We start from the raw sequence: 19,148 nt of genomic DNA on the forward strand, positions 1-19,148 counted from the left end.
GTAAAGAAAATATGTCGATATTTTTAAGTTTTGTCGACATATTAACCAATTATATTGACTGAAAAAACCTATTCCCATCAAGTAACTCGCTTAGCTAGAGCTCGCTTTCCACAAATGTCCTCTTAACTGCTCAAGCACCATATCTAACTGATTCCCCAAAACCTTATCTAACTGCTTAGCGCCCCCTCTAAAAGCAGGTAAATCGTTGACAAAATCTCTATCGATAATCACCTCATGAATAAGCTGTTTAGCCAGTCTAGCTAACCATTTGCGTTGAACGGGTGTCCAAGGTTTAAGTGTATAAATGATCTCCATTGCTTTGTTTACCCTCATTTCAAATGGGATCAATGCTTCACCAAGCGCCGCTTGACGAATGTATCCAATAATACTGGCGGCAATATCTTGATTAGTTTGATTACGCCAAGCGGTCGCTAAATTAGCTTCGCTAAAGCCCTCATTATCGAGCTGCAATTTAATGGCTTTGAGTTCTGCGCGCGTGAGATCTTTGGGTCTGTTAACGACAGCCGCGATCGCTGAGCGTTCGTTAACAGCGGTTTTAATATATTGGTTAAACCCTTCGAGATAATCCTCAGGCTTCTCATAACCACTAAAGGATTGTTCACGCTTAATCAGCTCATCATCACCTTCATGGATGATTGGTTTGTAATCAGTGCCAATTAAAAATTTTACACTCTCGATTTGTTCTAAAAATTTAGCATGTTTGCGAATAAAACTTGCTGCTTGTTTCGGGCCTAACTCATGTAAATGCTGATGCAGCTTACTTGGCTCAACTCCCCATGCACTTTCTAACTCATCAAGTTTTTGTTTAACCTTCGAGTTAGATTCGGCTTTACTCTGAGCTTTTCTTAAAACTCGCATAACCTTTTGATTAATTTGATCGAGTACGTCATCGGCATGAGAAGTGCTGGCTAATGTGCCCGGTGAGTTAAGTGCATTTTCAAGTGAAACTTCATTGGTTATTTCATTAACGAGCTGCGCCAAACTGATATTGGGATTTTTAACGATTGGCTTCATGGTAGAAACTTTTTCGAGTGACTTATAGATATCCACCGGATCGTAAATTTTAAACACCGTCTTACCAATCTCGTCACTTCGCCGCGTAGCACGTCCCAGCATTTGCTCGTACAAAATTCTAGACTTTACTCGCCGCAAGAATACTAGATGAGCAATTTTTGGAACATCGATCCCCGTTGTTAACAAATCAACGGTGATTGCTATATTGGGGTAACGTTCATTCTTGTAGTTCTTAATGAGTTGTTTGACTTTATCGCTTTGTCCGGTAATTTTTCTTACCGCGGCCTCTTTATATTCGCCATTATAAAGCGCTTTAAACTCTACATCTAAAAGTCGTTTAATCATATCGGCGTGAAGATCGGTACTACAAAAAATCATGATCTTTTCATCACCAAATGGATCGAGCTCTTGCGCTAACTGCTCGCAGATGACTTTATTAAATCCTTCAGTAATCACTCGGCGATTAAAAGATTCAACATCAAACTTCATTTCGTCTTCAAGTTCCGCAGTTTCAACTTCTCCTGTTTGAGTGTCTATTGCGGTAACGGTTTCGCCCTTCTCAAACTTAATACCATTTTTAGATAAAAGTGTTTCATATCTGATTGGTGGCTCATGATCAATTAACCAATCATCAGCAACAGCTTCGCGATAAGAATAAGTGTAAACCGGCTTACCGAATATTTGTGTGGTATGCAAAGCAGGTGTGGCCGTTAGACCTATTTTATGAGCATCAAAATAATCTAAAACTCTTCGATAGCTGGAAAGATACTGAGATGCATCGCGATTACTTAGCTCACCTTCAGTCATTTCTTGATCGAGCGTATACCCTCTGTGAGCTTCATCAATAATAATACAATCAAATTCATCGATAGGCGGTGGTGAATCTGACATAAAAATGCGCTTAACCATTGCCTGCACCGTCGCAACCTGAATACGAGTTTCCGCTTCTGCGGCTTTATCGGCAAGCTCAGCAATATTGTAAATTTTTGAAAGACTTCTTCCTTGTTCTAATTGTGTGTCGGTAAAGGAGTCATTCGCCTGGTCACCTAAACTCGTTCTATCGACTAAGAATAAAATTCGTCTAAAGCGCTCTGCTTTAAGAAAGCGGTACATTAAACTAATAATAGTTCGAGTTTTACCAGTACCGGTGGCCATCGCTAATAGACAATTTTTTTGTCCATTTTTAAAAGCTTCTTCGACACTTAAAACGGCTTTCTCTTGATAGTCACGTAATTTAAGATAACCAAATGGTTCTTTATCCAGCTTTAACTCGGCTTCTTTAAGACTTCTTTTCAATCTGTCTAAGAGACCATCTGGACTATGAAAGCTTTGATGCGGCTTTTTTGTATTACTCGTATGCCGAACATCTCTAAACCAGGTACCCGATTTTTCTTTTAGCTGTTTAACATAAGGACGCCCGTTACAAGAGTACACAAAGGGAATATGGTAATGACCTTCCGCTTCATCTACCCAAGCAATTGTCCGTCCTTCAATTTCCCAGGCGGGAGTCATTTGCTCTAATGCACTAAACCCCTTCGAATATCGTTCCGCTTGCGGTATTTTTCCTGCAACATCGACATTTTCTTTTTTAGCTTCTACCACCGCGATTGGGACCAAACCAGCAAATAGCACATAATCTGCCCGACCATTCTTACCGGCATAACGAGTGGGCCACTCTGCAATGGCTTTGTTTTTCCCCTTTTCTGGTCGGCCACCTTTTGCATAAGTTAGCTCTTGAGAATCAGCTTCCCAACCAGCGTCGATGAGCTGCTGGTCAATGACGATACGAGTAAGCTCTTCATTAAGAGTAAATAGCGATGTCGCTTTGTTGATTTGCTGATGAACCGCTGCAAGATAATCTTTCGAAGCCGCCGCGTCGGATTCCTTTGTCTCAGCTAATTGCTGCTTAAGATCGGTTATCCTAGCTTCAAATGATTGCCTCTGCTGTTCAACGGTCGACTCATTCAGTTTAGCTTGCTGCTCAAAGTGGCGAGCTTCTTCATCCATCATTTCAGCAAGCGCAGCGAACTCTTCTTTTTCGCGCGTTATCAGTTCCGTTAGTTGCTGGTTATTCTCTAGTTTTTGATTTGCATCGGTTAGTTGACCTTTAAGCTTTTCGATTTCTTCCTGAAGGGTTCTCAGTTGGATACTGGGATCTTGAGGGGGGATAAACGCGCCAGGCCTAAAATCTATGCCTTGTTTCCCAAAAGATTGGTGATACCAGACAGCCAAGCTGCGAGCTATTTTTAAACCATCCATCGCATCTTTGTGCTTCGTTTTAAAACGATGAACGGCTTTATTGCCTTCACGGCGTAGCGTATGAAATAAATCTTGAATACTTCTTTCTAAACGAATTTCACGACCAACTTTAAATAATAATTCTTTTTGGGTCGTTTGTTCGTTAAAGTCAATGTCACATCTTGCAGCGATATCTTCGGCGAATGCTTCTCCGAGTTGACGCAACTTAACTAACGTCATGTTAGGATCACTAGCAAACCCCTTTTCTGCGCCATTTGCCAATTGAAAGAATATAGGATCATGTTCTTTCAGAAATTCAAAATTGCTTCCAGTTTTCATCCGATGAACCATAGTTATTCTTAGTAACCCACACAATATTCCATGAGTTACCATCAAAAATCGAGACTAACATTTTGACCTGAACAAGTAAATAATCAGTTAAAATCCTAGAAAAACACTAAAATATCTATTTTTCAGACAACACCTATAATAAGTCTAATTTTTAGCATAGAGAGATATTTACCTTTGTGCTTTTTTAATATCACACTTACCGCTCAGACTAAAGATAACCAGTAAATTGGGACTGTCTGGTTTTATCTTGAGAGACGTGTCTTTCGCTTATTCGATATTCATGCGCGGTTAACATTTTTAAATTTACTTCATAAGATCTATATAAGTAGCAGTAGTACAACTATCACTTGTAGGGTTATAAACCCTTACTTTTTTTGAACCCGTTGAGAAAGCGAATAAAGCAGTAGAGTAAAGTCGATTAAAAAACTCGGCAGAAGGAGCATTTTCTCTAAGAAAAATAATATTCATATTTGCACACGGCCCACTACCACCGGATACTGTTATAAAAATATTGTCCGTGACACCATCAGAAGAAGTTCCAACACGAGTAATTTCTGCATTTTTTACTAATTCACCCGAAAAACAATTTCCACTAGCTAATAATAACAATAGACTTAGAATTTTATACTTTTTCATTTCTTAGTTCCTAGATATTAATAACATATTGAACACCTCAAATCTTACTAATCTTCAAGCGAGTTTTTACTCTGTTCACATAATTTTGACATCAGCATCTTACAGCAAGGAAGGTAATTTTCAAGGTGTTATTACTCCGCTTTACAGCTAATAAATACAGAGTTATTAAATACAGAGTTATTAAATACAGAAGTCTAAATATCTATTTATTAATTAATCGATCATCCCATGCAACTGGACGACGAAATCTATATTCCTTTACAATACCTATGAATTTAGAGCCGATTTTAATTTACAACACTTCATCAACTTGTGTAGGAAAAAACAAACCGCATGTCCCACAATACCCAAGCAATAAATAAAACCCGTCAGAACCTTTCAGAATTTGAGGAAATTTGGCTATTTGGATATGGCTCGCTGATTTATAAAGTAGATTTTCCCATACTCGATCAATCACAAGCATATATTCAAGGTTGGACAAGACGATTTTGGCAAGGTAGTCACGATCATCGCGGAACACCAGAAAAACCCGGTAGAGTTTTAACCTTGATTAATGCGCCAGATGAAATCTGTCATGGCATGGCTTATCGAGTTTCGCATGAAGTTTTCGATCATTTAGATCATCGAGAAAAAAATGGTTATCTACGATTTGAAACCGATTTAGTTTTTAACTCAAAAAAAACAATTAAAGGTTTGGTTTATATTGCGCCTGAAGACAACGATGCATTTTTAGGCCCTGCAAGTGAACAACAAATTGCGCAGCATATTTTTAACAGTAAAGGTCCGAGCGGCGAAAATAAGGAATATGTTTTAAAGCTGGCAAAGGCACTTCGACAACTCAATCTAGTCGACTCACATGTATTTGCGATTGAAACATGGCTCAACCAATTTGAAACAGAGACTCAAAACAATTAAAACTGCCAGCAATTATACGGCTTACTGATTCACTTGTTCAGTTTGAGTCGTTTCAGTTTTAATAATGGTTTCAGCTTTATTGATATCAGTCTGTAGCGTTTCTGTTGGAAGCGTTTTTTGCGTTATATTTGAAACAGAGGTATCGATGGCTTTATTTTGCGGTATTGAACTAACCTGTGATTTCAATTGATTGACTTGATCTTTCAATCGAGTATTTTCTTTATTTAACCAGCCTGCTCGCCCTTCTTGACGCTTTGCCTCTTCATTAGCCTCGGCAACTTGTTTTTTTAATTCAACAATTGTCTGCTGAGCTTGTGAAGAGTCAGCAGACTGATTTTCCTTTATTGCTGATAATTCATTTTGAGTGGAAAGTAGTTGTTTATCGAGTTCATCAATTTTTTGCTCTAATTGTTTTATTTGTTGCGCATCGGCATTAATTCTAGCCTGAAACTGTTGCGTAATTTTATTCGTCACTTCTGTGTTTAATAATTGAACAGCTTCATAGCCAGCCCAACTAAGAAAGCCCACGGTAACAATTATAAACAACAGTGAATTTCGATGAAATCGGATAAAGCTTTGCGAAGCGCCACAAAAAGGACAATCCTGCTGATTTTTAGCCAGATTTCTTCGACAACTGATACAACGGTTTTGACTCATAAATACATTGTTCGATTATTTATCAATACTTTAAGGGTCTAGGATAGCATGTCGTCAAAGAATAGAATAGTAACTACCGAGTTCTAATTAGCACAATACATAGTGACTTGTCTCGCTGTTTTATTTGAAAGTTTACTGAATATGCAATGATTAATTTTATCAAAGGTCTGCTGGCATTTTCTCGATTTGCGTTATTTTCTCTGTTTACTCTCATTCCCTCTATTTGGTGACGCTTTCTCAATTGAGCATTGATATTTATATTATCGAGATATTAAAACTAAAAACCCTTGCAAATATTGGCAAACCCGCATAAAAAGATTATTCACCAACCTTTGCCAAGCAATTTTTTCTGATGAGTGGTTTACCCAAATGAAACCAGACTTAACACCTTATCACCCTATTGAGACTGCTAGTATTGATGAACTAAGGGCGCTACAACTCGACCGACTGAAAAACAGTATTCGACACGCCTATGACAATGTCGCTTTTTATTATCACTACTTTAAATCGCATGGTGTTCATCCAAGAGATATTCAAAGTTTAAGCGATCTTGCTAAACTTCCAATGACCACGAAAGCACATTTACGAGAAAACTACCCCTTTTCAATGTTTGCCGTACCCATGGATCAAATCGTGCGTATTCACGCTTCAAGCGGCACAACAGGAAAACCCACGGTTGTTGGTTATACCGAAAATGATATTCAAATGTGGTCAGAAGTCGTTGCTCGCTCAATTCGTGCAGCGGGCGGCCAGCAAGGTGACATGGTACATATTGCTTATGGATACGGTTTATTCACTGGCGGCCTGGGCGCTCACTATGGTGCAGAAAAACTGGGCTGCACAGTCATCCCTATGTCTGGTGGGCAAACCGCCAAACAAGTTCAACTGATTAAAGATTTTAATCCCGATATTATTATGGTGACACCCTCTTATATGCTAAATATAGCCGATGAAATGGAACGCCAGCGAGTCAACATAAAAAAGCTAAAGTTAAGAGTTGGTATTTTTGGTGCCGAGCCTTGGAGTGAGTCCATGCGTCAACAACTAGAGCAGCGATTGTCGATTGATGCCGTTGACATTTATGGCTTATCCGAAGTTATAGGACCCGGCGTTGCACAGGAATGTGTCGAAACTAAAGATGGACCAACTATCTGGGAAGACCATTTTTACCCTGAAATAATAAACCCCGAAACTGGCGAAGTGTTGCCCGATGGCGAGTTAGGCGAATTGGTTTTTACCAGCTTAACCAAAGAAGCTTTACCAATTATACGGTATCGTACCGGAGATTTAACACGCCTGCTTCCTGGCTCAGTCAGAACCATGCGCCGCATGCAAAAAATAACCGGACGTACTGATGATATGCTGATTATTCGCGGCGTTAACGTTTTTCCGTCACAAATTGAAGAGCAAGTTTTATCAACAAAAGAACTTTCGCCACATTATCAAATCGAAGTTGTGCGTGAACAAAACCTCGATAAGATTAAGGTTATAGTAGAAATAATGCCTGAAAAAAATCGTTCTACGACAAAGCCGACTCAGTTAATAGCAGACCACGAAAATATTAAAAACACATTAAAAGAAAAAATTAAATCTTTTATTGGCATCAATACCGAAGTTGATATCTTGCCAACTGGAAAAATTCCCCGTTCGGAAGGAAAAGCACAACGCGTCATCGATAAACGTGAACCAGTTTAGCAATTATCATCTTTCATGATGGACTGAGATTACGTATAATCCAGTGCGTTTTTTCTAAATCTGATTGGGAATTCAAATGAAAAAAATGTTTAACGATTTGCTGCAAATGACTTATGAACAAGATCAACCGCAGCGATTGATGATGCTGTTTGCTAAAGCTGAAGTGGCTGAACCCGAAAAAAACAATGATGATCAGCAAGGCACAATTACCCCTGTAATGTGTGTGGATAAATTACCAGAAGAACTTACGACATTTTCATCACTGGTTGATGAAGCAGACTCGATTGAAAAGGACTGGAATTTTGTATTTATTGCATCACTAAGTGGTGAGCAAGGACTAACGCCCTCCTCAGAAGATACGGAGCCCTTTTTAAACCAAATGATTAATGATGTGCAAACCGGCATGAACATTCATCGTTATGTTATTTTTGATCGTGAAGAAAATCCAATAGAGCTTGAAGCAAATTTACATTAGAACAAGCAATTTTAAATCTGTGCATAATCAAATTGAGTGCCATTTCATTCGCTGTATTAACATTCGCTGTATTAACATTCACTGTATTAACATTCACTGTATTAACATTCACTGTATTAAAAAGTGAATAGAATAATAAGTAAAAAATATTTTATACAACAACCAAACCAAAAAACTAACCGACTGTTAATTAATAGTCGGTTAGCTGACGCGAAACTGTTTCAGTGCAACTTGTAAGTTTTCACTTAGCCCGTCAATCGAAGAAGCTTGATTATAAGTATTCTTCGCAGTACTTACGCCACTTTTGGCTAACTCAAAAATTCGATGTACCACATCACTCACAGATTTTACCGCTGTCGATTGCTCACCAAAGCTGGTAGTAATTGACATACTTTGCTGATAGATCTTATCGAATGATTCACGTACGGCAGTCAGCTGTTGTTCAGCGGTACGTACCACTTGCGCACTCTCATTGGCATTTTGTGAACTCTGATACATTTTTGCCGCAGCATTCTCAGTTGATTGACGAATACTGGCAATTACACTTTCAATTTCTGAAGTCAACTCTTGCGTTCTTTGCGCAAGTGAGCGAACTTCATCAGCAACCACCGCAAATCCGCGCCCTTGCTCTCCGGCTCGAGCCGCTTCAATAGCGGCATTTAAAGCGAGCAAATTAGTCTGTTCAGCTACGGACTTGATAACGGTTAAAATCGCTTCAATCTGTTGACCATGCTCACTGATTTGAACTAATGTTTTTGAAGAACTTTGAAATTCTTCTCCAACCGTATTGGTGGTTTTCACCAATAATTCAATTCGCTGCATCATCTCATTAAAACGAACACTAATTTTTGCAAATTCATCTTGACTTAAAATACGCGCTCTTAGTGAGAGATCCGACTATATTTCAATTTGTGTCATTGTCTCGAGTAAATGGCTCAGCGGTTTTTCGATTGAGCGAAAGATTGAAAGACCAAAAATAATCACAACAATTACAACGATAAAAATAATAATTATAAAAATAAGGTTTTGAAATTCCAACTGATTACTGTTTTGTTCGATTTCTTGTGAAGCAATTTCTTTTTCTAAAAGTACAATTTTATCCAGACTTATCAATAGTGGATCAAGACTGGTATATAAATTTAAATCAACAAAATTTCCTAAACTATAAGCCGACTCATCAGCAACATGTTGCTGTAATGTTTCAATCGCTTTAATTGATTCAGAAAACAATGGCTTTGTCGCTTGAATTTGTTCGATCTCTTGTTCATTATTTGCCGTCCGTTCAAGCTGCGCCCAAAAATCAAGCGCGCGAGTTTTACCATGTTCAAGTTTAGTTTTTGCATCTTTCCAGATTACCATTCCCGAACGAGCCTTATGCGCAGTATCAATAATGTTATGGGTATAGACTTGAATGAGTTGATTTAAAAGTTGAGATTTCTCAAGCCTCGACTCTAATACCTGCGGGGCCAGTTCATTACTTTGGCGAATACTCTGCAATACAATTAGCGTAATAAGTCTAACTCATTGAAAAGGCTATAAAATTGCAATATTTTTTGCCGAGAAAAACGCGTTTATAGGCCAAAAGGACAAGGGAAATAGTCAAGCCTAGACAATATTGAAATTTTTAGATGAAATATTTATTACAAAATTAAAATTTATTAATTTATTGAATAAATAAAAATTAACAAGCCGGCAATTTTTGTTCTGAAAGTGTTTATCCAAACGAAATAAAGGGAATTTGTTACAACAAAACAAGATCATGCACTACGCTATTAATACTTGTTCACGTTAAAACGGTAAAACCTTATGACACAGCAAGATTGCTTCTTTTATAGTCGGTTTATCAAATGCCTCCTACTAATCATGTTATTACCACTGGCGGGCCAGCTTCAGGCACAAGGTAATATTGATATCAGCTATTATTGGGACAATCGTGACTTCAATACCGCAACGCTACAAATTTCTAAAAACGATATACCAAATGGATTTTCTTTTTGGGGATTTACCGATTTGCACTCAGCACAAGATAATAGTAAGCAACGAGATGACTTTTCACGCAGTTTTTCAGAATATCGTCTAACCAATGATTTACTGGGTCAATGGACCGACATCAAAGACCTGAAACTCCAGCTCGAATACAATGATGCTACGCCAGGAAATAGCAACCACTTACTTCGGTTTGGAGTTACCTATCAATTAATACAGTCATCACAAGGCTGGCTTCAGCTCAGGGTCTTTCCCTGGCAAAGCAGGCATCATGGCCAACTTAGCGTCGCCTACTTTTATCGAATCAGTGATAATCTCAATATTTCGGGCTTTACCGACTATAATTTAAATAGCCGCAGTGACAACGAATGGATTTACGAACCCCAACTTAATTATCGATTACTGCCTAATTTTTGGCTATTGCTGGAATATCGATATAACGGGTACGAAGAGAATAATCCCACATTAGATGGCAGTGGAATGGCACTGGGGTTTCGTTATCAATTTTAGTTTTGCAATAATTATCAGGTAAACCGAATGAAGTTAAAGGTCTGCTTTGTTTTCCTGATGGCTTTAAGCTTACTTTCCTGTGATTCACCACAAGAAAGTACATCAAGGGAAACCAGTTCATCATCAGTCATTGAATTGCGCTTTGGTCATGATATGCATGAAAAAAGCGCTCATCATCTTGCAGCCATTCGATTTGCAGAATTGGTCGCACAAAAAACACAAGGAAGCGTTTTAATTAAGGTGTTTGCCAATCAGTCACTCGGTTCAGATTTAGAAATGATTGATGCAGCGCAAAATGGCAAGCTGGATATTATTTTGCCTCCAACCGCAAAGCTCTCATTTATTATTCCAGAGATGCAGATGTTTGACTTGCCATTCATTTTTCCTAATCGGCAAATCGCTTACAAAATTCTTGATGGCTCTGTTGGTAATCGCCTCTTACAAAAAACCAAGCCATATAACTTAATTGGATTAGCCTTTTGGGAAAGTGGTTTTAAACAACTTACCTCAAATTTTCCAATCGAAAAAGCTGCAGATTTTTCTGGTAAACGATTTCGCATTATGCAAAGTCCGGTTTTACGCGATCAATTTCAACTGTGGGGTGCAGATGCGATTGTTATCAATTTTTCAGCGACTTACGATGCATTAAAAAATAAAATCGCCGATGGTCAGGAAAACCCGTTAACCTCAATTATTGGCAAAAAGTTTTACCAAGTTCAATCGCACTTGACGCTCTCTGATCACGGATACCTGGCACAATTGCTGGCCATTTCCAGTCAGTCATTTTCCAAACTTGATGACCAGTTACAACAGGTAATTATTGAAGCCGCCAAAGAAGCCACCGAATACCAGCGACAAGTCAGCACACAACAACATCACGAGTTGCTCACCAGCCTGCAACAAGAACCCATTCAAATCAACGAAATGGACAAACGAACTCGTCTTGAGTTGATTAAAATGTCTGATCATTTAATTGAAAAGTATCGCATGACTTTTGGTTCGAGTTTGGTGGAAGACTTATTACAACAAAGAAGTAATGTCCTGCCTCCGCCCAAAGAAAACCTGATTATCGCGCTGGATGCTGATATGCAAGGTAACTCCGCTTTTTCTGGACTGGCTATCAGACGAGGTATCGAATTAGCGATTGATGAGATAAACCAGCAAGGTGGCCTTTTAGATAAACAACTGTCATTAGTCGTCAGAGACAACTCAATGATCCCTGCGAAAGGACTCGATAATCTGGCAACCTTCATTCGGCATCCCAATTTAATTGGCGTTTTTTGTGGTATCAGCAGTCCAGTGGCGGTTGCTGAATTAAAATTCATTCACGATAATCAGATATTATTTTTAAATCCTTGGGCCGCTGCAACACCAATTGTCGATAATGGTTACCAGCCCAATTTTGTTTTTCGCGTTTCTCTCAGAGATGAATTTGCAGGCCGTGTTTTACTGCAAGAAGCGTTAAAAATTTCTAATAAAATTGGGTTACTGTTGGTCAACAATCCTTGGGGAAGAAGCAGCCACAAAGCCATTACTGAGCAACTGGCCAAGCAAGATTTGCAAACCTTAAAAACCGAGTGGTTTGATTGGGGTGAAGAAAGCTTTTCTCAGCAAATAGCGGCATTTAAGCAAAAAGAAGTGGAAGTTATTATTTATGTCGGCAACCCGGTTGAAGGAGCAAAATTAGTGCATGACCTGGCCAAATCAGACACCCCACCACCAATTATCTCTCATTGGGGTATTACGGGTTCTGAATTTCCTAAAATGGCATCACCATCACTAGACAAAATAGATTTGCGAGTACTACAGACTTTTAGTTTTATTAATAATTCTCGGGCACAAGCTAATCAGCTCGCAAAGCGCTATCACCAACGATATTTCACTCAGAATGACTTGCAGATTGTCGCGCCTGTTGGTACAGCACATGCCTATGACTTAACCCATCTATTGGCGCTGGCAGTAAAACAAGCTAATTCACACCATATGAATGATATTAGAGTAGCAATGGAATCAATCAAGCACTTTAATGGCGTGGTAAAAAACTATGCCCCCCCCTTTACGCCACAACGCCATGATGCACTCAATTCGCAAGATGTTATTTTTGCCCATTATAAAAATGGTCAGTTAATTCCGCTACCAAGCAATCAAAAATAAACAGCGCGATGAATAATAGCCAAAGTATCAGCTCCCGCTTTTCAAAGACGATATTAAGTCTACTACTGACATTCTTTTTAGGTGTTGTCAGCATTACCTTATTTATTGAACTACTTCGCATTAATTCGTTAGAGGAAAGTGAATTAAACCAACAGGCTCACAATACTCTTGAAATTATCGAATTACGCTTTAGTGCACAAGTTGATGCCGTTGAAAAAACCGCCACCAGTTCTCTGTCAATTAACAGTTTGATCGATTTAAGTATGAGTCAGTCTTACTTTAAATTTGCTCTCGAAGATTTAACTTACAATACCGATATAACAGAAGCGGCAGTCTTTAATTATTCTGGTGAATTACTCTTTAGCACGCACGATAAAACGGATTGGTATTCGATAAATTTGGTCAACAGTATGATAGCTCAAGGCGTGAGAAAAATTTTATATCTAAATGGCTATTTTTATATTGTTTCTCCCATTAAATACTATCAAACGGTTCAAGGCGGCATCATTACTCAGGTAGACATTGCCAGTTTGGTAAGAAAAACTATCAATGACCAAAATTTATATTACTCACTCAGTTTTGACGATAACTGGCAATTAACAACAATCCCCAATAATTTTAATGGCCTCAAAGTAAGTATTGGCGTCACACCAGATAGTTTGCTGACACATTACAAACCCCAGTTTACTTTAGCAAAAGATTCAACTTATTTATTAAGCCGAATTACTCCCTGGTTAACCAGTATTACCATTATCGGTATGTTTGGATTAATTGCCATTCGCCTGCTTGCTAAACGAATCGGACAAAAAATGGCCGTTCCCATTATTCAGTTAACTCAAAAAGTCAAACAGGGTGATTATCCAGTTAGCCCGACTCATACGGGCGATGAATTGGAAATTCTTGCCAGTGCATTTGATCAAGCGACGTTTGAAATCACTAAAGCCAATACCGAAAGAGCAGAAGCAGAAAAACGGGATCGAGAAAGCCAGGTAAGAGCCATTGTCGATACAGTTCCTGATGGAATCATCACTATCAGTAGTAAAGGCATCATCGAAACATTTAATCCGGCGGCAGAAAAAATATTTGGTTACGATCCAGAAGAAGTGATTGGTCGAAACATTAAACTATTAATTTCTGAACCTTATCGAAAACAACATGAAAAATATATTGAGCGCTACTTGCAAACACAAGATTCACGCTTAATTGGAATAGACCGTGAAATCGAAGGACTACGTAAAGATGGCACGACTTTTCCAATGGAGCTGGCCATCAGTGAAATGTGGTTTGCCAAGCGACAATTGTTCACCGGTATTATTCGTGATATTAGTGATCGCAAAGAAACCGAACGGTTAAAGGGAGAGTTTGTTTCAACCGTCAGTCACGAACTGCGGACTCCGCTGACATCAATTCGCGGTGCACTCGGTCTGGTACTGGCGAATGTCACCGGTAAATTACCCGATTCAATGCACAAAATGCTTGATGTTGCTTATCGTAATAGTGAGCGTCTAACATTACTCATCAATGATATTTTAGATCTTGAAAAACTCGAATCGGAACAACTTGAATTTGAATATACCAACATCGACTTAATTCCTTTATTACAACGTAGTCTTGAAGATAATGAAGGCTTCGCCAATCAGCATCAGGTAACAATTAAATTTAAATCATCGATTAAATCTATTTTTGTTCAAGCAGATGAGCATCGCTTGTTGCAGGTTATGGCGAACTTACTTTCCAACGCTATCAAATATTCCAAAGATTATAAACAAGTAGAAGTCACCGCCGATAACCAAGAACGCTTTATTCGTGTCAGTGTAATCGATCACGGCCAGGGAATTCCCAAAGAATTTGAAAAGCGCATGTTCCAACGCTTTGCCCAAGCGGACAGTTCCGATACGCGAGAAAAAGGAGGAACAGGACTGGGGTTAAGCATCTGCAAAGCGATTATTGAGCGACACGGCGGTCAAATAAATTATCTTTCAAAATTAAACGAAGGAACTACTTTTTATTTTGATTTGCCTATTACTCAAGCGCCATCTTATGTGGAACAGACAGCCAGCTCCGATGTTTTGATTTGCGAAGATGATGAAAAAATGGCGCGCTTTATTAGTTTAATTGTCGAGTCAGAAGGTGCAACGTGTGATGTTGCCAACAATGCACATAACGCACTATCAAAGCTAAATACAGGGCAATATCAGTTATTACTACTTGATTTGGAACTCCCCGATCTGAATGGCTTAACTTTGCTCAAACAATTACGCGAAAAACCCAAGTTTCAAGCGCTTTCGGTCGTTGTTATTTCTGTCACGCCAGAAAGCCCTAAACACTTAAATGACAAGCGCAATTTAAATATTTTTCATTGGCTTGAAAAACCTCTCGATGAAGAAAAATTTCGACGCACTTTTTGCCGTGCACTAACCAAAATGGAACGACCTAAAGTTCTGCATATTGAAAGTGACCACGATATTGTTGAAGTTGCCTCAACGGTACTGAGTGAGTTTGCAGACATCAAACATGCTGCGACATTACACGAGGCCAAAACGCATTTAGCAGCCCATCATTTTGACCTGATATTAATGGATATTGAATTACCCGATGGTTCGGGAGAAGAATTTTTACTCTTTAGTGAATTGTCACTACCACCAATTGTTTTGTTTACCGCCCACTTGCCAAAACGTTCCGTTTTAGAAAAAGTGCAACTCACACTAACTAAATCACGAACGAGTAATCAGCAGCTCAGACAAACAATTCGAAAAGTGCTCAATCAACTTAATCGCCAGACTAAAACCAATAAACAAAGTGCCAATGATGATCAGTACATCAACAATAGTTCTGCTGATTCGTAAAATACGGGCAATAGCCAAAGCCAATAGCCAATGAGGGCCTATTTGATAAACTTCAATTATAATAAGCCCTGTTTAAGTAATTCGTAGTCTAATACCACCGCCATATCAATAATTACCGAACATCTCGCCTATTTTAATATTGAATATTCGCATCAGTTAATTGAATAGTTTGGGTTGGGCGCTCTTTAGATAATAAAGCCGAGTAAACCTGTGTTTTTATTTCTACGTTAATATGAAAATTCTGATCGGCCCAAACCTCAAAAAGTGCGGTTTGACTAACCGTTAACTCACTCAGCTCTGACATCCCAGATAAAGACTGCGCAGATAAAGCTTGCTCATTTGAAGATTGAGCAGATGAGGAATGTTCGATATCAACAGGTTGTACTGTATCAGGTTGATGTGCCGCATTAGAAACTACGGCATCAATGGGTGCTTCTTGATATATCCAAAGATGCTTTCCCTCAATTTCATAACCAACCACCTTTAACATTAAATTAGTCTGTGCACTAACCGCAATAGAAAAGTGCTGCAAAATATAATCTACAAATAATTGGCGAGAAGTCTGACTCTCTATTAAATTATGCGGCTTTTTTGTCAATGCATTTAATGCGTGTTCCGCATCGTGCAATAAAAAACGATGCGAAACTTCGATATTAGCCGTTCGTGAATTAAACAAAATAGTGGTGTAAGCAATTTTTTGCTGGTGTGCAAACACAGAATGACTCAACATCAATAGACCGACAAGATGAAAGTACCTGCCTGCTTTAAAAAAATAAAGCCACTTGAAAAGCAGGCCCGCCTGAAAAAACAAACCGACATTCACAAACCGATTCAAGATTACATATTTATCACTAAGTTTTGCCAAACACCTTTGTTGCATCATACTTTATTTTCTCTGCTCAACCGCTTTAGGATCTTTTTTCTTGGTGTTAATATCGTGCATAATATCACGATATTCATTTTTCTTTTCTTTCTTACTTTTGTACGTTTCAATTCTTGAAGGAATAATCTGTCGCGGATAATGATTGTTTTCAACATCAACATCGGCCGTCTCCCAATGCGGATCAACAACAACCGATTGTAAAATTTGCTTTTTATCGGTGACAATCAATTTACGTACTTTTTCAGGGGAGCGTCGCCAGATTTCTGCTGGTATATTCAAATGCTGTTTTTTACCATTTTGAAAAGTTAACTCTAATAAAATTGGCATGACTAAACCACCCTTATTTGAAAACTCTAGTACATAGTAATTTTTATCTTCTTTCACTGCTCTTTCTAAAGTTTCTTGTTCCCAAGGTTTTAAGTCAACCAACATTTGCTGATATTTATTGCGTTCTTTATTTGTCACCGTATAGCGATCATTTTCGTCATAAAAGTCACGGATATCAGAATTAAGTTCAATCCATAACTTACGCCCTTCTTCACGGTTACGTTTCACAAACAATGGCTCTGGCTTATCGGCTTCTTCTTGTCTGCGTCTGGAAAAATCAATATCGGGATCTTTCGTATCAAGACGTAACTTATAAATTTTATCAAGAGAAATATCCACATGATCGGTCGTATAAAACCAGCCATACCAGAACCAGTCTAAGTCAACACCCGATGCTTCTTCCATGGTGCGAAAAAAATCAGAAGGCGTTGGACGTTTATTTTTCCAGCGTAATGCATATTCTTTTAAAGCAAAATCAAATAATTCTCGGCCTAAAATCACTTCACGCAAAATATTAAAAGCAACGGCGGGTTTAGCATAGGCATTTTTACCTAGCTTTAACACACTGTCTGACTGTGTCATTATTGGCACTTGAATATCTGACTTCATGTAATCAACAATATCACGTGGCTCAACCCCCCACGGAATCTTATGATCCCACTCTCGACCGGCAATGCCATCGATAAAACTATTAATCCCTTCATCCATCCAAGTCCATTGACGTTCATCTGAATTAATAATCATTGGAAAGTAATTGTGTCCTACTTCGTGCATGACTACGCCAATTAAAAATCGCTTTTCACTGAGTGTGTAAGTACGCGAAGCATCTTTATGCCAATTAGTACGCGGGCCATTAAATGTGATCATGGGATATTCCATACCACCAACCGGTCCATTGACACTAATAGAAACTGGATACGGGTAATCAAATGTAAAACGCGAGTACACGGCCATCGTGTGAACAATCGTTTCAGTTGAGTATTTTTTCCACAAATCTCCGCCTTCCTTCGGATAATAAGACATTGCCATAACTAACGGCTGTTCTTCACCACCTTGATGATAGCCTTTGGCATCCCAAATAAATTTACGCGAAGAAGCCCAGGCAAAATCTCTGACATTACTCGCTTTGTAGTGCCAGGTTTTTTGTTTGCGAGTAACCGACTTTTCATTTTCCAAAGCTTCTTGTTCTGTGACAATAAAGACAGGTCTTTTAGCATCTTTGGCTTTATTTAGCCGCTGGCGTTGCACTGCGGTTAACACTTTATCGGGATTTTGCAATTCACCGGTCGATGCAACAATATGATCGGCCGGCACTGTCATTTTGACATCATAGTCACCAAATTCCAAAGTGAATTCGCCGCGCCCTAAAAACTCTTTATTATGCCAGGCTTCATAATCAGAATAAGCGGCAACTCGCGGAAACCACTGCGCCAACAAAAAGATATCATTGCCACCCTTACGCTTATCATCAGGAAAATGTTCATATCCAGCGCGCGCAGACACGGCATTTTCTTCGACCATGTTAAAGACAAATTCCAATCGGAACTGAAACTGCTCGCCCGCTTTTAGAGGCTGCGGTAAATCGATGCGCATTTGCGCACCATGAATGACATAGTGTAGTGCTTGATTTTGACTATCAACAACTTTGTCAATCTGATAACCAAATTCATTATCAGCCATCGCATGCATTTTACGTAGCGCACCTAAACTAAGCCCTGCGGATTTACTATCACCTGATTTACGGGTTGCGGGTGAACGATCTCCCATGCCACCAAATACGACGGTCTGTTCAGCCATCGAATCGGTTTTAAATCGATTTTGTTCGAGCTGTAGCCACAAGTATTTAAGCGAATACGGCGAACGGTTATGATAGGTTATCGTTTCAGAGGCAGTAATTCGTCGCTTTTTCTCATCGAGTCTGGCGTTGATTTGATAATCAACTTTTTGCTGCCAGTATTCTTTGCCAGGTTCTCCAGCAGCATTTCGATAATCATTTGGCGTTGGCAAAATTTCATCAAGCTGACGAAATTTATCATCAAATTTCCCTTTGGTTTGTTTGACTACCCCGGCAAAAACCTGGTTTGCCAACAAAGCAATAGAAAAAGTAAAGAACATGAAACAGATTACTTGCATCAACGATAACTGACTCCCCCAACTGATAACCGGATAAGACTTGTTATTATTTTGCAAGATAGACAGCTTTAATTTGCTGTTAGTGTTTTGAGTGTTGATGTGATTAGAATTCATTATCGAGCCTTACCCCCTTTTTACGATCGGCTAACACTAAAACGCTTATCCTAAAACAGATAAACAAACAGATCTGACGACGCTGTGAAGTCATCGAATGATTACTATTATGATTGACTATTGCTATTTACTACTGTCATTTATTATTTTTCTGACTGAAATATTCAATGCTTGGTCAATCTCTGGTATTTTT

13 protein-coding genes are annotated in these 19,148 nt (G+C 38.8%); 6 read left to right on the plus strand and 7 right to left on the minus strand.

Going from position 1 to position 19,148, the window contains the following annotated elements:
• Positions 1-90: 90 nt before the first annotated feature.
• Both hsdR and ABVT42_RS16870 read right to left on the minus strand, forming a co-directional pair.
• Positions 91-3,612: a type I restriction-modification system endonuclease gene (gene hsdR, locus ABVT42_RS16865; RefSeq protein WP_353896980.1), complete on the minus strand. Its 3,522-nt coding sequence runs from the start codon at positions 3,610-3,612 to the stop codon at positions 91-93.
• Between the two features lie 315 nt (positions 3,613-3,927).
• Positions 3,928-4,260: a DUF5992 family protein gene (locus ABVT42_RS16870; protein WP_353896981.1), complete on the minus strand. Its 333-nt coding sequence runs from the start codon at positions 4,258-4,260 to the stop codon at positions 3,928-3,930.
• 333 nt (positions 4,261-4,593) lie between these two features.
• On the opposite strand from ABVT42_RS16870, the gene ABVT42_RS16875 reads away from it, so the two are divergent.
• Complete coding sequence (locus ABVT42_RS16875) at positions 4,594-5,175, plus strand: gamma-glutamylcyclotransferase (protein ID WP_353896982.1); 582 nt, start codon at positions 4,594-4,596, stop codon at positions 5,173-5,175.
• Positions 5,176-5,196: 21 nt separating this feature from the next.
• Here ABVT42_RS16875 and ABVT42_RS16880 read toward each other — a convergent pair whose 3' ends face one another.
• Positions 5,197-5,832, minus strand: coding sequence for a hypothetical protein (locus tag ABVT42_RS16880; protein ID WP_353896983.1), 636 nt, complete (start codon positions 5,830-5,832; stop codon positions 5,197-5,199).
• Positions 5,833-6,201: 369 nt separating this feature from the next.
• Between ABVT42_RS16880 and paaK the strand changes: the two genes are divergently transcribed.
• The gene (gene paaK / locus ABVT42_RS16885) at positions 6,202-7,527 is read left to right on the plus strand and encodes a phenylacetate--CoA ligase PaaK (RefSeq protein ID WP_353896984.1); all 1,326 of its coding nucleotides are present in this window, start codon (positions 6,202-6,204) and stop codon (positions 7,525-7,527) included.
• A 76-nt stretch (positions 7,528-7,603) separates the two neighbouring features.
• Positions 7,604-8,002, plus strand: coding sequence for a ribonucleotide reductase subunit alpha (locus ABVT42_RS16890; protein ID WP_353896985.1), 399 nt, complete (start codon positions 7,604-7,606; stop codon positions 8,000-8,002).
• 201 nt (positions 8,003-8,203) lie between these two features.
• Here the strand turns inward: ABVT42_RS16890 and ABVT42_RS16895 are convergent, their stop codons facing one another.
• Both ABVT42_RS16895 and ABVT42_RS16900 read right to left on the minus strand, forming a co-directional pair.
• A complete protein-coding gene (locus tag ABVT42_RS16895; RefSeq protein ID WP_353896986.1) occupies positions 8,204-8,827 on the minus strand; it encodes a methyl-accepting chemotaxis protein in 624 nt (207 codons plus the stop codon).
• 72 nt (positions 8,828-8,899) lie between these two features.
• Positions 8,900-9,499 carry a hypothetical protein gene (locus tag ABVT42_RS16900; protein WP_353896987.1) on the minus strand — a complete coding sequence of 200 codons (600 nt, stop codon included), beginning with the start codon at positions 9,497-9,499 and terminating at the stop codon, positions 8,900-8,902.
• Between the two features lie 309 nt (positions 9,500-9,808).
• Between ABVT42_RS16900 and ABVT42_RS16905 the strand changes: the two genes are divergently transcribed.
• The 3 genes from ABVT42_RS16905 to ABVT42_RS16915 are packed head-to-tail and all read left to right on the plus strand — an operon-like array spanning position 9,809 to position 15,498.
• Positions 9,809-10,498 carry a hypothetical protein gene (locus tag ABVT42_RS16905; RefSeq protein WP_353896988.1) on the plus strand — a complete coding sequence of 230 codons (690 nt, stop codon included), beginning with the start codon at positions 9,809-9,811 and terminating at the stop codon, positions 10,496-10,498.
• Between the two features lie 27 nt (positions 10,499-10,525).
• The gene (locus ABVT42_RS16910) at positions 10,526-12,652 is read left to right on the plus strand and encodes a DctP family TRAP transporter solute-binding subunit (RefSeq protein ID WP_353896989.1); all 2,127 of its coding nucleotides are present in this window, start codon (positions 10,526-10,528) and stop codon (positions 12,650-12,652) included.
• A gap of 8 nt (positions 12,653-12,660) precedes the next feature.
• Positions 12,661-15,498 carry a PAS domain S-box protein gene (locus ABVT42_RS16915; protein WP_353896990.1) on the plus strand — a complete coding sequence of 946 codons (2,838 nt, stop codon included), beginning with the start codon at positions 12,661-12,663 and terminating at the stop codon, positions 15,496-15,498.
• A gap of 133 nt (positions 15,499-15,631) precedes the next feature.
• On the opposite strand, the gene ABVT42_RS16920 is transcribed toward ABVT42_RS16915, so the two are convergent.
• Positions 15,632-16,381 carry a DUF6702 family protein gene (locus ABVT42_RS16920; RefSeq protein WP_353896991.1) on the minus strand — a complete coding sequence of 250 codons (750 nt, stop codon included), beginning with the start codon at positions 16,379-16,381 and terminating at the stop codon, positions 15,632-15,634.
• 3 nt (positions 16,382-16,384) lie between these two features.
• Entirely contained in the window at positions 16,385-18,955 is a 2,571-nt protein-coding gene (locus ABVT42_RS16925; RefSeq protein ID WP_353896992.1) for a M1 family metallopeptidase, read from the minus strand.
• Positions 18,956-19,148: the final 193 nt, after the last annotated feature.

Origin of the sequence: Aliikangiella maris (assembly GCF_040719265.1) — a bacterium.
Lineage (GTDB): Bacteria > Pseudomonadota > Gammaproteobacteria > Enterobacterales > Kangiellaceae > Aliikangiella > Aliikangiella maris.

Excerpts from the sequence above, each read along its gene's own strand:
- hsdR (WP_353896980.1), bottom strand. The coding sequence starts at position 3,612 with ATGAAAACTGGAAGCAATTTTGAATTTCTGAAAGAACATGATCCTATA.
- ABVT42_RS16870 (WP_353896981.1), bottom strand. The coding sequence starts at position 4,260 with ATGAAAAAGTATAAAATTCTAAGTCTATTGTTATTATTAGCTAGTGGA.
- ABVT42_RS16875 (WP_353896982.1), top strand. The coding sequence starts at position 4,594 with ATGTCCCACAATACCCAAGCAATAAATAAAACCCGTCAGAACCTTTCA.
- ABVT42_RS16880 (WP_353896983.1), bottom strand. The coding sequence starts at position 5,832 with ATGAGTCAAAACCGTTGTATCAGTTGTCGAAGAAATCTGGCTAAAAAT.
- paaK (WP_353896984.1), top strand. The coding sequence starts at position 6,202 with ATGAAACCAGACTTAACACCTTATCACCCTATTGAGACTGCTAGTATT.
- ABVT42_RS16890 (WP_353896985.1), top strand. The coding sequence starts at position 7,604 with ATGAAAAAAATGTTTAACGATTTGCTGCAAATGACTTATGAACAAGAT.
- ABVT42_RS16895 (WP_353896986.1), bottom strand. The coding sequence starts at position 8,827 with ATGATGCAGCGAATTGAATTATTGGTGAAAACCACCAATACGGTTGGA.
- ABVT42_RS16905 (WP_353896988.1), top strand. The coding sequence starts at position 9,809 with ATGACACAGCAAGATTGCTTCTTTTATAGTCGGTTTATCAAATGCCTC.
- ABVT42_RS16910 (WP_353896989.1), top strand. The coding sequence starts at position 10,526 with ATGAAGTTAAAGGTCTGCTTTGTTTTCCTGATGGCTTTAAGCTTACTT.
- ABVT42_RS16915 (WP_353896990.1), top strand. The coding sequence starts at position 12,661 with ATGAATAATAGCCAAAGTATCAGCTCCCGCTTTTCAAAGACGATATTA.
- ABVT42_RS16920 (WP_353896991.1), bottom strand. The coding sequence starts at position 16,381 with ATGATGCAACAAAGGTGTTTGGCAAAACTTAGTGATAAATATGTAATC.
- ABVT42_RS16925 (WP_353896992.1), bottom strand. The coding sequence starts at position 18,955 with ATGAATTCTAATCACATCAACACTCAAAACACTAACAGCAAATTAAAG.